Origin of the sequence: Arthrobacter sp. B6, from assembly GCF_001663775.1 — a bacterium.
Classification (GTDB): Bacteria; Actinomycetota; Actinomycetes; order Actinomycetales; family Micrococcaceae; genus Arthrobacter.
Map to the genome: position 1 here is coordinate 933,559 of NZ_KV467169.1, position 15,357 is coordinate 948,915.

A 15,357-nucleotide genomic window follows, 5' to 3' on the forward strand; every position below is an offset into this window, starting at 1 on the left:
ACTCTCTTTCAGTCTGTGCTTCCCCTGGTTGGGGCTGCCCTGTTCACTTACTCGTTGTGTGGCTGCCGAAGCATTTGAAGTCTTAACTACCACCCGCCGCACAAACTGAATCCGGATGAATCCGGGTTCCTCACCTTGCCGGCGCAACCGACCCCCGCGGTCGGGCGTGTCGCGATTTTCACGCATACGAATCCGCAGTTCCATGGGGAGTGGGTTATGTTTGGTCTTCAACTTGGACCCTGACACCCGGCATTATCCGGATCGGGACACGAAGAAGCGCTTGAACAACTCATCTAGTATGCCGGATATTATCGGCAGAAGCGAATCTGCTCTGCTTTGCCGTCCCTGGATCATTGCCTTCGGCAACCGGCGAATGGATGATGGGGTCATGACGGTCGAATATGCTGCTTCCGTACGTGACCTTGCCGACCGGCTGCCGCCGTCCTTCACATTGGGCGTCGCCGCCGCCGCGTTCCAAATAGAGGGGTCGCTGGCCGAAGATGGGCGCGGCCCCTCCGGCTGGGATGCCTTTGTGGAGAAACCCGGAAGCATCATGGACGGCCATTCCCCCGCCGTCGCATGCGACCACTACAACCGGTTCCCGGAAGACATCGCCCTCATGCGCGAGCTGGGCATCGATTCCTACCGATTCTCCCTTTCCTGGCCCCGCATCCAGCCCGACGGCCGCGGTGCCATCAACAGCCAGGGCCTGGATTTTTACGACCGGCTGATAGATCAGCTCCTCGAAGCGGGCATCTCACCCATGGCCACCCTGTACCACTGGGACACTCCGCTGCCCCTGGAGCACGGCGGCGGCTGGTTGAACCGCGCCACCGCAGAGCGCTTTGCGGAGTACTGTGCGGTGGCGGGCCAGCGCTTCGGCGACCGCGTCGCCCAGTGGGTGACGCTCAATGAGCCCGTTTCAGTAACCCTGAACGGGTACGCACTCGGTGTCCATGCCCCCGGGCGGGCGCTCATGTTCGACGCCCTGCCGTCGATCCACCACCAGCTCCTGGCCCACGGCCTCGGCGTACAGGCCCTGCGTGCCGCGGGCGTCAAGGGCGGGGTGGGAGTGACTAACCTGCACTCGCCGATACGCCCAGCCAGCCGGAGGATCGGAGACAGGCTGGTGGCGCGGCTGTACGACCTGCTGATGAACAGGATCTATGCAGACCCCGTGCTGCTGGGAAAGTACCCCAAGCTGCCCCTGGTGTCGCGACCCTGGCTTCATTCCATCGGAAAGCTCTCAGATGCTGACCTGAAGACCATTCACCAGCCGTTGGACTTCTACGGCCTGAACTACTATTTCCCCGTCAAGGTGGCCTTGGGCCGGGGAATCACCCCCATTCCCGCCGACACCCACAAGGCAGTTGCCCAGCTGCCCTTCCACGAAGTGGGCTACCCCGAATACCAGACCACCGGCTTCGGTTGGCCCGTGGCACCCGCGCATCTTGGCATACTGCTGGCGGAACTCCGCGACCGCTATGGGGATGCCCTGCCTCCGGTCTATATCACTGAGAGCGGCGCCAGTTTCCCGGAACCGGACCGCGTCACCGGGCCCCTGCAGGATGAGCGCCGGGTGAACTACATCGCCGATCATTTGCGGCAGGCGGTGGACGCGACAGCTCCTGGCGGAATCGCCGAGGGTGTGGATCTTCGCGGCTACTACGTCTGGACGCTCATGGACAACTTCGAATGGGCCGCGGGTTACTCCCAGCGCTTCGGGCTGATCCATGTGGATTTTGAGACGCAGGAGAGGACCCCAAAGTCGTCCTTCTACTGGTACCAGGCACTGAGCCGGGAGCGGAAGAGGCTGCCCGACTGAGCGACGGGCAGCCTTGGGGCGTCCACTGGCACGATGGCGGCGGCCTGCAGTGGGTTACTGGTTCTTTTTTGCCCGGTTAATGCGTTTGGCCCGGTCGATCTCGTTCCGGAAATACTTCTTTGCCCAGAAAACCCCGGCAACAATGGCTACCACGACTGCCAGGAAAATTAGCCACTCCATGATGCGCTCCTCTCGATGCAAGCAACAGTATCAGTGCTTCCTGAACGGCTCTCCGCCGTCCTGCCGGTCAGGTGTCGGCTGTCCGGCGGACGTATCCACTGCGGGTTTCTCCATTGCCGTTCCACGGTTCAGCCGCCAGACTGCGAACACAATGAGGCCGACGGCGATCAGCGCCAGGAGTGCGAAAGTGTACTGGCGCATGGCCCAGAGAAGGCAGGCGGCCACCCCGGCGGCGCCCCACCAGACAAACACCCTTTCCCCCAGCCCCAGGCCGGCGATCAGGAGTCCTGCGAAGAGGACGAGCACCCACAGTTGCTGGCTGCCGGTACCGCCGAAGACAATGCCGAGCCCGCTCAGCGTGAGCAGCCCTGAAGCCGTCCCCACCATGAGCCTGCCGGCGGTCCGCTGACCCGAGGCGAAGCGAAGGGCGCCGAGGCCAGCCCCGGCGAGGACGTACCACTGGGTCACCCAGAAAGGGTCAGGGAGGCCAAGGGAAAGCCTGTAGTTCACGCCGTACTGTCCATCCAGCTCAAAGATCGCCGCACGCTGCACGGCGGCCACCACCGCCAGGAAACCCGACTCGGCAACTATCCGGCGCACTGTTCCGGGCGCCTCGAGGTAGGCCACCCCCGCAGCCGCGGCCAGCGCGAAGGCACCCGCCCACGCAGTCGCGTCCGGCCGCAGCCCGGTGAGAGCTACAATGCACAGTCCAGCAAAGGCGGCACCGGCCAGCGACCAGCGCCGCACGGGGTCAGCCGCAAGCGGTCCACTGCGGCCCAGCCGTGCCCCGTAGAGCGCAACCGCGGCCACGCCGGTGCCGCAAAGCCACGGAAGGTAGCGGCCCCACTCCCCCGGAGCATCCTGGAAGATTGCATCTGCCAGCGCGGTACCGCCGGCCAGGGCAGCCAAGGCCGCTGGCGCGTACAACCATGGCAGTCCTTCGACGTGTGAGGCAGCGAAGCACACCGCTGCGAGGACCAGCAGGGCGGCACCCATCACCCAATCCGAAGCCAGTGGTGCCACAGCCAGGGCCGCCACGGCAAAGGAGCCCGCGGAAGCAAGCCACAGCCAGTGATCCGCATCTGTCGCGGCGACGTTGCGCCCGCGCCGCTGCACTCCAACGGCTGAAGCGAGCATCGCCCCGCACATCAGCACTGCCGCCGTGCCGGCATAATCCAGGATGGGAGCCGCCAGGAAGGTGGTGCTGCCTGGCGGGCCGCCGTTGGCGATGCTGACCGCGGGGCCCAGGGACAGGACGCTGAACAACAGCGCGTAAATACCGAAGTAGAGGGATCCTCGTGCGGCAAAGAACCGGTGGGCCACGACTGCCGAGACGAACAGCAGAAGCAGCTCCAGGAGCACCACCCAGCGGCCGCCGTCGTCGGCCGAGATCCCCTGGCCAACTTGGGCCTGCCAGAGGTAAGCCAACGGAAGCACAGCCTGGCCCGCCAGCGTGATCCAGACGGCCGCCTGCTGGAACGGAATCTCTGCCAGCCGTGACCTCATGAGCCAGCGGACAGCGTGCTGCGCGGCAAGGACAAGGGCAAAAGTCACCGAGACGGCGGTCGGAGACGCGGTGACGTCATAACTGAGGACAGCAGCGAGGGCCGCCGTGAGCACCCTGGCTGCCACAAAGTACCAGCCCTTGCGGGCGGGCTGGCCGGAAGCCATCACCATCACCGCAGCGAACACCGCATGGATACCCAGCAGCAGTTCAATCACCAGCACGTCACCCGCACTGAACGCCAACAGGCCTGCCAACGACGACGGAGCGAACCAGACAGCGGCAGTCCTTGCCCTGAACGCGTAGCCCGATACCGCCGCGGAGAATGCAGTCAGGGCAGCGGCGAAGTTTGCCTGCCATCCTCCCGTGTCCGATGTCAGCAGCGCTGCAGACGCCATCAACTGGAGCAGCAGCACGACGCCCGGATCCGCAAGCACTCCCCGTGGTGCCTTCGCCCGCACGACGGCGGCTACCGGGAAAACCAATTGAACGGCCAGGAAGAGGACCAGCACCGTGACAGGTCGGAGTTCATCGCCGGCGATGACCGTCGGTCCGGCCTCACGCTGGAGAAGGTCAAAAGCAGTCAGCACCAGTACCGTGGCTGCAAAGCGGCCAAGCCACCAGTAGGTCCAGCGATGCTGACCTGCGGACAGTCGGAGGCCGGAAGCGACCAGGTAGCCCAGCACCAACAGCAGTGTCATGTTCCCGGCTGCCTGGCTCACAGCCAGGAATGAAACGGGGACACAGAGCGTGGCGGCTGCGAGGGGCAGGATCTCCCACGCCGTCGGTGTCCATTCAGGCTGGTTGGCCGGCCGGGGCATAACCAACAGGCCGATCACCATCGCCGACAGCAGCTGAATGATAACGGCCGCCCGGATCCAGTCGTGGCCAGGATTTGCATCCAGGAGCACCAGCAGGATGACAGTGGCCAGGCCGGCCGCTCCGAAGCCCGCAAGGGTGGCCTCCGGGGCCAGGGATCCGGCTCCGGAGCGCTCCAGGAAGGCTGACAACAGCTGCTGGCAGACCAGCGCCACGAGCAGGGCGAAGACCGAGGCGGTGACCCGGTCCGGGCCGCCAACAACTATCGCGGCAACAGTGAAGGGCACCGTCAGTGTCGCCGCCACCCTGGCGCCGAGCACCAGCTTCCCTCGCATCACACCGGCCGCGAAGAACGCGCGAATGGCCCAGAAGAGGACTGCCACTGCCAGCATGGTTGCCACAGCCCAGGCACCCATGGCGTAGCCGACTACTCCGGCGAGGGCCAAAGAGGCCACAGGGGCCCACTCCGCTGGCCCGCCCAGCCGTTCCGCCAACACGAAACTGGCGGCCAAGGCCACTGCAACCGGTATCCACACCGGAACGTCATTCACCTGGCCGGGCGTGCCGTAGCCGTAGAACTCCGCAGACAGGATGTCAGCGGTGTAAATCAGTGTGACCAGCAGTTGAGTGCTGAACGTGGCCAAAGCGTCCACATGCCATCGGCCGGGCAGCAATCCCACGGACGCTCCGGCCTGGCCCGGACCACCGGTTGCGGGGAACCAATGGTTCAGCCTGGTAGCCGCGAAGGCCACGGCCGCACCCTGGGCAGCGAGCATTCCTGCCGCGGCCAGAAGGGCGTCACTGCCCCGGCCAGTCAGGTGCCAGATCCCGACGGCGGCCGCCAAGGTCAGGGATATCCGCGCCGCATAGAAGTTGGCAAGCTTGAGCCGGCTCCCGGGCACTGCGGCCATCAGCCCAAAATAACTTCCGCACATCGCCATAATGAGCGCGTATTCGCTCTTGTCCAGCACCAGCGGCAGGCACGTGGCTGCCGCCGCGACCGCAGGCGCAACAAACGGGTGCAGCACCATCAGCGGCCTGACGTAGACCGGAGGAAGCCAGCCGGGCCGGGCGAGGGCCACAAACGTCAGCAGCACGGCCAGGCCGATCAGGGCGGCGAAGTACCAGACAATCGCGCCTCCCAGGACTGACACCCCTGACCAGGCCGTGGAAGCCACGAACGTCAGCGAAAGATAAACCAGCACGCGGCTTTCCAGGCGGACGGCCGCAGCCATGTATGCCACAGTGCCAATCAGGGAGGTGATCAGCCAGGCGGTGGGGCCGTGGTGCAGGGCGAAATTGTAGAGGGCCAGTCCCGTCACCGGAACCAGGGCCAGGCCGGTACCCGCGAACGCCACTGCCGCCGGCTTCAGTCGTGGCACCCTGGAGTGAAGGACAAAACCGGCTGCATAGAACGCGGCGGTGACGGCACAGACTCCGGCAAAGCGAAACACGGGTGGAAGGCTGGTTCCGATGAAGAGGGCAGCTGCGGCTACCAGGAGGAGGCTGGCCACATAGAGTGTGATGTTGATGTTCTGGCGGTCCCGTTTCTCGCGGCGCGCTTGCCGTTCCGCCGGCGTCTCCTCCGGCTGGGCATCAGGGTACCTCGAAATCCGCGGCCCCGACCCGTCTACGTGGTCCCCGGCTGCGCGCTCTGCGGCCCTCCCGTCAAGCACAAGGTGTGGGACACTTTCCGCAGGACGCGAGGGCACGCTGGTGGTGCCGGGGAATGGCAGCCCGGCGATCGGTTCGGCGGGCGGGAAGGAACCAATATTGTGGGCCGCCGCAGGCTCCGGAGACCCTGAGGCGACCAACGACTGAGGAGGAGGGTTCGGCGCCGGAGAGCTGGCAGTCTGCTGCGTTGCCGCCACTTTGGCCATGGCGTCCATCCACCCCTGAAGGTGGCCGGCGCGATAGCCCGCTTCATACGATTCGTCCGGCAAGCTGAACCCTCTCCCGACGGGGCAGGACGGCTCCAACCCAATTAATCCAGTGATTGGATTAACTGTAGCAAAGAACAGCCCCGCTGCACTAGCAGCGGGGCTGTTCCAAACTTCACGTCAGGCCCGTCAGACGGCCGTTCCGATCAGAGGTCAAGCAGGAATCAACAGAATTACTTGTTGATCTTGGTAACGCGTCCTGAACCAACGGTGCGGCCGCCTTCGCGGATAGCGAAGCCGAGGCCCTCTTCCATCGCGATCGGCTGGATGAGCGCAACGGTCATCTCAGTGTTGTCGCCAGGCATAACCATTTCCGTGCCTTCCGGCAGGGTGATAACGCCGGTTACGTCCGTGGTGCGGAAGTAGAACTGCGGGCGGTAGTTGGAGTAGAACGGGTTGTGACGCCCGCCTTCGTCCTTGGAGAGGATGTAGACGTTAGCCTCGAAGTCGGTGTGCGGGGTGATGGAACCCGGCTTGACGACAACCTGGCCACGCTCTACGTCATCACGCTTCAGACCGCGGAGCAGGAGGCCACAGTTCTCGCCGGCCCATGCTTCGTCGAGCTGCTTGTGGAACATCTCGATACCGGTAACCGTGGTCTTCTGGACCGGGCGGATGCCGACGATCTCGACCTCGGAGTTGATGGCGAGGGTTCCACGCTCGGCGCGGCCCGTTACAACGGTGCCACGGCCGGTGATGGTGAAGACGTCTTCGATCGGCATCAGGAACGGCTTGTCACGGTCACGTACGGGGTCCGGAACGGACTCGTCAACGGCTTCCATGAGGTCCTCGACGGACTTGACCCAGACGGGGTCGCCTTCGAGTGCCTTCAGGCCGGAAACGCGAACAACGGGAGCGTCGTCGCCATCGAAGCCCTGAGCAGAAAGCAGCTCACGAACTTCCATTTCAACGAGGTCCAGCAGCTCTTCGTCGTCAACCATGTCCGACTTGTTCAGAGCAACCAGCAGGTAGGGAACACCCACCTGGCGGGCGAGCAGGACGTGCTCGCGGGTCTGAGCCATCGGGCCGTCAGTGGCGGCAACCACGAGGATTGCACCGTCCATCTGTGCAGCACCGGTGATCATGTTCTTGATGTAGTCAGCGTGACCCGGAGCGTCTACGTGTGCGTAGTGGCGCTTCTCGGTCTGGTACTCAACGTGGGAGATGTTGATGGTAATGCCGCGCTGACGCTCTTCGGGAGCAGAGTCAATAGACGCGAAGTCGCGCTGCTCGTTGAGAGTCGGGTACTTGTCGTACAGCACCTTGGAAATGGCGGCCGTCAACGTCGTCTTACCGTGGTCAACGTGACCAATGGTGCCGATGTTAACGTGCGGCTTAGTCCGCTCGAACTTTGCCTTTGCCACAGGTTCCTCCTAGAACGTTTTCAAATGACTTACCCTTCAACCGCGCTTGTCGCGGCAGAAACTCAGGCAAGTCTACTTGGGGGGCTTTGGATTGGTGAAATTGCAGATTCAGGAACTAATACTAGTCCCTAGAGCCTGTTCGTGCAGATGGCCGGAGCGCGGCTTGACCGGACTGCATCCAGCCGGGAACCGGCCATCTGCACCAGGCGGGCTTCCGTCAACCGGAAACACACCCGAGTTTGTCGCTTTGAAAGTCGGAAAGACTACTCGCCGCGGGTCTTCTGGATGATCTCGTCGGCAACTGCCTTCGGGACCTCGGCGTAGCTGTTGAACGTCATGGAGTACACAGCGCGGCCCTGGGTCTTCGAACGCAGGTCACCGATGTAGCCGAACATGCCGGACAGCGGGACGTGCGCACGGATGACCTTGACACCCTGTGCATCTTCCATGGACTGCATCTGGCCACGGCGGGAGTTGAGGTCACCGATAACTTCACCCATGTATTCCTCAGGGGTGCGGACCTCGACATCCATCAGCGGTTCGAGCAGAACAGGGTTCGCCTTACGTGCGGCTTCCTTGAAAGCCATGCGTCCGGCGATCTTGAACGCCATTTCCGAGGAGTCAACATCGTGGTACGCGCCGTCAATCAGCGTGGCCTTGATGCCGACGACCGGGTAACCGGCCAGGACGCCGTCGTTCAGCGCATCCTGGATACCGGCGTCAACGGACGGAATGTACTCGCGCGGAACGCGGCCACCCGTGACCTTGTTCTCGAACTCGTACAGCTCGCCCTCGGCGGTGTCCAGCGGCTCGATCGCGATCTGGATCTTTGCGAACTGACCCGAACCACCGGTCTGCTTCTTGTGTGTGTAGTCGTGACGCTCTACAGCACGCTTGATGGTTTCGCGGTACGCAACCTGCGGCTTGCCAACGTTGGCCTCGACCTTGAATTCGCGGCGCATGCGGTCCACCAGGATATCCAGGTGGAGCTCGCCCATGCCGGCGATGATGGTCTGGCCGGTGTCTTCGTTAAGGGACACCTGGAAGGTGGGGTCCTCAGCGGAGAGCTTCTGGATGGCCGTGGAGAGCTTCTCCTGGTCACCCTTGGTGTTGGGTTCGATGGCAACCGAGATCACGGGCTCCGGGAAGCTCATGGACTCGAGGACGATCTGGTTGGACGAGTCGCACAGGGTGTCACCTGTGGTGGTGTCCTTCAGACCGATGGCTGCGTAGATGTGGCCAGCGGTAGCGCCGTCGACAGGCATTTCCTTGTTGGCGTGCATCTGGAACAGCTTGCCGATGCGCTCCTTCTTGCCCTTGGTGGAGTTAACCACCTGGGCGCCTGCTTCCACGTGACCGGAGTACACGCGGATGAAGGTGAGCTGGCCGAAGAACGGGTGCGCAGCGATCTTGAAGGCAAGAGCCGAGAACGGCTCTTCCGACGACGGCGCACGGGTCAGTTCCTTCTCTTCGTCGCGGGGATCGTGACCGATCATCGGCGGGACGTCGAGCGGGTTCGGCAGGTAGTCAACAACAGCATCAAGCATGGGCTGCACGCCGCGGTTCTTGAATGCGGAACCACAGAAGATCGGGTAAAGCTCGGAGTTGATCGTCATCTTGCGGATGCCGGCCTTGAGCTCGTCGACCGAGATCTCTTCGCCCTCAAGGTACTTCTCCATGAGTTCTTCGGAGGACTCTGCAACGGTCTCAACGAGCGATGCGCGGTACTCTTCAGCCTTTTCCTGGAGCTCAGCAGGGATCTCGCGGATCTCGTACTTGGCACCCATGGTGACGTCACCCTTGGCATCGCCGGGCCAGACCAGTGCACGCATGTACAGCAGGTCGACGACGCCGATGAAGTCGTTCTCGGCACCGATCGGCAGCTGCATGACCAGCGGCTTGGCACCGAGGCGGCTGATGATGGTGTCTACGGTGAAGTAGAAGTCAGCGCCCAGCTTGTCCATCTTGTTGACGAAGCAAATACGCGGAACGTTGTACTTGTCAGCCTGGCGCCAAACGGTCTCGGACTGGGGCTCAACGCCTTCCTTGCCATCGAATACGGCGACAGCACCGTCGAGGACGCGCAAGGAGCGCTCAACCTCAACGGTGAAGTCAACGTGGCCGGGGGTGTCGATGATGTTGATCTGGTTGTTTTCCCAGAAGCAGGTCACGGCGGCAGACGTGATGGTGATGCCGCGTTCCTTTTCCTGTTCCATCCAGTCGGTGGTCGAAGCGCCGTCGTGCGTTTCGCCAATCTTGTGGTTCACACCTGTGTAGAACAGGATGCGCTCGGTGGTGGTGGTCTTGCCGGCATCAATGTGGGCCATGATGCCGATGTTGCGGACCTTACTAAGGTCGGTAAGCACGTCCTGTGCCACGGTGTCTCCCTTTCGGATGGACTACGCGTTCGCCGCCGGCTCGTAACGAGCCGGCGGCGTCCGGAAGTATTACCAGCGGTAGTGTGCGAAGGCCTTGTTGGACTCGGCCATCTTGTGGGTGTCTTCGCGACGCTTCACAGCGGCACCGAGACCGTTGGACGCATCCAGGATTTCGTTCTGGAGGCGCTCGGTCATCGTCTTCTCGCGGCGGGCCTTGGAGTAGCCAACCAGCCAGCGCAGTGCGAGGGCGGTGGAGCGACCCGGCTTGACCTCAACGGGAACCTGGTAGGTTGCGCCACCAACGCGGCGTGAGCGGACCTCGAGGGAAGGCTTGACGTTGTCCATCGCCTTCTTGAGGGCTGCAACAGGATCGCCGCCGGACTTGGCGCGTGCGCCTTCGAGGGCACCGTAGACGATGCGCTCTGCGGTGGACTTCTTGCCGTCAACCAGAACCTTGTTGATCAGCTGCGTGACCAGAGGGGAGCCGTAAACGGGATCTAGTACGAGCGGCCGCTTGGGGGCCGGACCCTTGCGAGGCATATTACTTCTTCTCCATCTTTGCGCCGTAGCGGCTGCGGGCCTGCTTACGGTTCTTGACACCCTGGGTATCGAGGGCGCCACGGACGATCTTGTAGCGGACACCCGGGAGGTCCTTCACGCGACCGCCGCGAACGAGCACAATGGAGTGCTCCTGCAGGTTGTGGCCTACACCGGGGATGTAAGCGGTGACTTCAATGCCACCGTTGAGGCGCACACGGGCCACCTTACGCAGAGCCGAGTTCGGCTTCTTCGGGGTGGTGGTGTAAACGCGGGTGCAGACACCGCGGCGCATGGGGCTGCCGTTAAGCGCGGGAGCCTTGGTCTTTTTGACCTTAGGCGTGCGGCCCTTGCGGACCAGCTGGTTAATCGTAGGCACTCTCGTGTTCTCCGTTGGTTTGATCTCTACCGGCGCATTCAGGCGTCAGCCGTCACTGCATCGGTTTTGGCGTTGTCCCTGCAGCCCTGGTGTCTCGAATCGTGCCCGGGCGTGCAAAAGAGTGGCATTCGTTGCGCACCTACCCCGCAACCCGGAAACAAGCTCACACCCAACATCATGAGAACAAAACCAAAATGATGCTGCGGCGGCCTTCATCCACTGCCACACAGAACAATTAGAAAAATTCTAGCACGGCTTGATCCTGCGCCTTAATCGGGTGTATACGGCAGGCCCCGCCTCCCCCCATCGATTGCTCCATGGGCGCCCTTTTGGCTGCCCAAAAGGGCGCCTACGGAGCAATCGACAGGGTTCCCTGGCCGAGCTTGCGACGCGAGGGGGCCGGCGGGAGCAACCGACGGGGTTAAAAGGCGGATGGCCCCGCACCTTGCGGTGCGGGGCCATCCCTTCAACCAGGCTGGTATTCCCGCCGGTTAGCGGAAATCGTTGCCGAGATCGTAGTCATCCAGCGGGATGGCGTGGAACTCAGGTGCTCCGTCGCCTCCCAGGGTGTCGTACGAGAAGTCACTGAATGCGCTGGGGCCGGTGAACAGGTTGGCCTTTGCTTCTTCAGTGGGCTCCACGGTGACCTCGGTGTAGCGCGGGAGGCCCGTGCCGGCCGGGATCAGCTTACCGATGATGACGTTCTCCTTGAGGCCGAGCAGCGGATCGCTCTTGCCTTCCATGGCCGCCTGCGTCAGGACGCGGGTGGTCTCCTGGAAGGAAGCTGCGGACAGCCAGGACTCGGTGGCCAGGGACGCCTTGGTGATACCCATGAGTTCAGGACGTCCGGAAGCCGGAGTCTTGCCCTCGGACACAACGCGGCGGTTGGCATCCTCGAAGCGGCTGCGCTCGGCAAGCTCGCCGGGCAGCAGGTCCGATTCGCCGGACTCGATGACCGTGACGCGGCGCAGCATCTGGCGGACGATAACCTCGACGTGCTTGTCGTGGATACCGATGCCCTGGCTGCGGTAGACGCCCTGGACCTCGTCCACCAGGAACTTCTGCGCGGCACGGGGACCCATGATGCGCAGAACCTGCTTGGGATCCACCGGACCGTTGATGAGCTTCTGGCCTACCGTGACGTGCTCGCCATCCTCGATGAGGAGGCGTGAACGGCGAAGTACCGGGTACGCGATCTCTTCAGATCCGTCATCCGGGGTGATGACCAGGCGCATCTGGCGCTCGGACTCTTCAATGGTGATGCGGCCGGCTGCTTCAGCAATCGGTGCGACACCCTTCGGGGTACGGGCTTCGAAGAGCTCCTGGATACGGGGCAGACCCTGGGTGATGTCGTCGCCACCGCTGGCGGAAACAGCACCACCGGTGTGGAACGTACGCATGGTCAGCTGCGTGCCGGGCTCGCCGATGGACTGTGCGGCAATGATGCCCACGGCCTCGCCGATGTCCACGGTCTTGCCGGTCGCCAGCGAACGTCCGTAGCACAGTGCGCAGGTGCCGACGCTGGACTCACAGGTGAGTACCGAGCGAACCTTGACCTCGGTGATGCCAGCTGCGAACAGCTCAGCAATAACGACGTCGCCGCAGTCTGTGCCTGCCGGAGCCAGCACATTGCCCTTGGAGTCAACGACATCCACGGCCAGGGTACGGGCGTACGCGCTGTTCTCGACGTTCTCGTCCAGGACCAGCTCGCCGTTGGCGTCTGCGACGGCGATGGGAGTCACCAGGCCGCGTTCGGTACCGCAGTCCTCTTCGCGGACGATAACGTCCTGGGACACGTCCACCAGACGACGGGTCAGGTAACCCGAGTTGGCGGTACGCAGTGCGGTGTCAGCCAGGCCCTTACGGGCACCGTGGGTGGCGATGAAGTATTCCAGCACCGACAGGCCCTCGCGGTAGGAGGACTTGATCGGACGCGGGATGATCTCACCCTTAGGGTTGGCCACCAGGCCACGGATACCCGCGATCTGGCGGACCTGCATCCAGTTACCACGTGCACCGGAGGACACCATGCGGTTGATGGTGTTCATCGGGGACAGGCTGTCGCGCATCGCCTGGGCGATCTCGTTGGTTGCCTTGTTCCAGATCTCGATCAGTTCCTGGCGACGCTCGTCGTCGTCGATCAGGCCCTTGTCGTACTGGCCCTGGATCTTGGCGGCCCGTTCCTCGTAACCGGCAAGGATTGCAGGCTTCGCGGCCGGGACCTCGATATCGGAGATGGCAACGGTGACGCCTGAACGGGTGGCCCAGTAGAAACCGGAATCCTTCAGGTTGTCCAGCGTTGCCGCGGTGACAACCTTCGGGTAGCGCTCGGCGAGGTCGTTGACGATGCGGGACAGTTCGCCCTTGTCGGCAACAGCCTCAACCCAGGGGTAATCCTCAGGCAGGGTCTCGTTGAAGAGCACCTGGCCCAGGGACGTCTGGACGAGTGCGGGCTGGCCCGGCTCCCAGCCTTCGGGGGCTTCCCAGCCGGCGTAAGGAACAAAGCCTTCCAGGCGGATGCGGACCTGCGAGTTGAGGTGCAGCTCGCGGGCGTCGAACGCCATGATGGCTTCCGAGACCGAACCGAAGACACGGCCTTCGCCAGCTGAACCGACACGCTTGGTGGTCAGGTGGTAGAGGCCGATGATCATATCCTGCGAAGGCAGGGTGACCGGGCGTCCGTCGGACGGCTTCAGGATGTTGTTCGAGGACAGCATCAGGATGCGGGCCTCAGCCTGCGCCTCGGGGCTCAGCGGCAGGTGCACTGCCATCTGGTCACCGTCGAAGTCAGCGTTGAACGCGCCACAAACCAGCGGGTGCAGCTGGATGGCCTTACCTTCAACGAGCTGCGGCTCGAACGCCTGGATGCCGAGGCGGTGCAGGGTAGGTGCACGGTTGAGCAGCACCGGGTGTTCGGTGATGATCTCTTCCAGCACGTCCCAGACCTGCGGACGGTAGCGCTCGACCATGCGCTTGGCCGACTTGATGTTCTGCGCGTGGTTGAGGTCAACCAGGCGCTTCATCACGAACGGCTTGAAGAGCTCCAGCGCCATCTGCTTGGGCAGGCCGCACTGGTGCAGCTTCAGCTGCGGGCCGACGACGATGACCGAACGGCCGGAGTAGTCAACACGCTTGCCGAGGAGGTTCTGGCGGAAACGGCCCTGCTTGCCCTTGAGCATGTCGCTCAGGGACTTCAGCGGACGGTTGCCCGGTCCGGTGACCGGACGGCCGCGGCGGCCGTTGTCGAAGAGACTGTCAACAGCTTCCTGAAGCATGCGCTTCTCGTTGTTGACGATGATCTCCGGAGCACCGAGGTCAAGCAGGCGCTTGAGTCGGTTGTTGCGGTTGATCACGCGGCGGTAGAGGTCGTTGAGGTCGGAGGTCGCGAAGCGGCCACCGTCCAGCTGGACCATCGGACGAAGTTCCGGCGGGATCACCGGGACGGCGTCCAGCACCATGCCGAGCGGGCTGTTGTTGGTGGTCAGGAATGCGTTGACCACCTTCAGGCGCTTCAGGGCGCGGGTCTTGCGCTGGCCCTTGCCGTTGGCGATGATGTCGCGCAGCAGGTCAGATTCGGCCTGCATGTCGAAGCTTTCAAGGCGCTTCTTGATGGCTTCGGCACCCATGGAGCCTTCGAAGTAGATGCCGTAGCGGTCGCGCAGTTCGCGGTACAGGCCTTCGTCACCTTCGAGGTCCGCGACCTTCAGGTTCTTGAAGCGGTCCCAGACCTGCTCGAGGCGCTCGATGTCGGCGTCGGCGCGCTTGCGCACGTTGGCCATCTGGCGGTCGGCGGAGTCGCGGGCCTTCTTCTTGTCGGCCGCCTTGGCGCCTTCACCCTCAAGGCGCGCAATCTCGCCTTCGAGGTCACGGGCAATTGCCGCGATGTCGGAGTCGCGGTTGTCGATCAGCTGCTTCTTCTCGATGTCGTGCTCAACCTGCAGGTTGGGCAGTTCCTCGTGGCGGGAAGCCTCATCGACGCTGGTGATCATGTAGGCCGCGAAGTAGATGACCTTTTCGAGGTCCTTCGGGGCCAGGTCGAGGAGGTAGCCCAGGCGGGAGGGAACACCCTTGAAGTACCAGATGTGCGTGACCGGGGCGGCCAGTTCGATGTGGCCCATGCGCTCACGGCGGACCTTCGCACGGGTGACTTCAACGCCACACCGCTCGCAGATGATGCCCTTGAAGCGCACACGCTTGTACTTGCCGCAGTAGCACTCCCAGTCCCGGGACGGGCCGAAGATCTTCTCGCAGAAGAGGCCGTCCTTCTCAGGCTTGAGCGTGCGGTAGTTAATGGTTTCCGGCTTCTTAACCTCGCCGTAAGACCAGCCACGGATGTCTTCCGCGGTGGCGAGGCCGATCTGCATGAGGCCGAAGGAGGATTCGCTGGACATATGGTCCCTGTTCTCTCTTGTTCTCTAAATTCTGAAGTCT

8 protein-coding genes are annotated in these 15,357 nt (G+C 63.2%); 1 reads left to right on the top strand and 7 read right to left on the bottom strand.

Annotated features, from left to right (window positions below; all coding sequences use genetic code 11):
* Positions 1 to 388: 388 nt before the first annotated feature.
* On the top strand, positions 389 to 1,825 hold the full coding sequence (locus AU175_RS19005; RefSeq protein WP_066293297.1) for a GH1 family beta-glucosidase: 1,437 nt from the start codon (positions 389 to 391) through the stop codon (positions 1,823 to 1,825).
* 54 nt (positions 1,826 to 1,879) lie between these two features.
* Here the strand turns inward: AU175_RS19005 and AU175_RS22570 are convergent, their stop codons facing one another.
* The 7 genes from AU175_RS22570 to AU175_RS19035 form a co-directional block, all read right to left on the bottom strand.
* Positions 1,880 to 2,005, bottom strand: coding sequence for a hypothetical protein (locus tag AU175_RS22570; protein WP_269449497.1), 126 nt, complete (start codon positions 2,003 to 2,005; stop codon positions 1,880 to 1,882).
* A gap of 30 nt (positions 2,006 to 2,035) precedes the next feature.
* Entirely contained in the window at positions 2,036 to 6,271 is a 4,236-nt protein-coding gene (locus AU175_RS19010; protein WP_066293298.1) for a hypothetical protein, read from the bottom strand.
* Between the two features lie 170 nt (positions 6,272 to 6,441).
* On the bottom strand, positions 6,442 to 7,632 hold the full coding sequence (gene tuf, locus AU175_RS19015) for an elongation factor Tu (protein ID WP_050684398.1): 1,191 nt from the start codon (positions 7,630 to 7,632) through the stop codon (positions 6,442 to 6,444).
* Between the two features lie 263 nt (positions 7,633 to 7,895).
* A complete protein-coding gene (fusA, locus tag AU175_RS19020; RefSeq protein WP_066293300.1) occupies positions 7,896 to 10,010 on the bottom strand; it encodes an elongation factor G in 2,115 nt (704 codons plus the stop codon).
* 69 nt (positions 10,011 to 10,079) lie between these two features.
* Positions 10,080 to 10,550 carry a 30S ribosomal protein S7 gene (rpsG, locus tag AU175_RS19025; RefSeq protein ID WP_026531948.1) on the bottom strand — a complete coding sequence of 157 codons (471 nt, stop codon included), beginning with the start codon at positions 10,548 to 10,550 and terminating at the stop codon, positions 10,080 to 10,082.
* A 1-nt stretch (position 10,551) separates the two neighbouring features.
* Positions 10,552 to 10,926, bottom strand: a complete 375-nt coding sequence (gene rpsL / locus AU175_RS19030) for a 30S ribosomal protein S12 (protein ID WP_018773658.1) — start codon at positions 10,924 to 10,926, stop codon at positions 10,552 to 10,554.
* Between the two features lie 491 nt (positions 10,927 to 11,417).
* Positions 11,418 to 15,317, bottom strand: a complete 3,900-nt coding sequence (locus tag AU175_RS19035) for a DNA-directed RNA polymerase subunit beta' (RefSeq protein ID WP_066293303.1) — start codon at positions 15,315 to 15,317, stop codon at positions 11,418 to 11,420.
* Positions 15,318 to 15,357 lie beyond the last annotated feature (40 nt).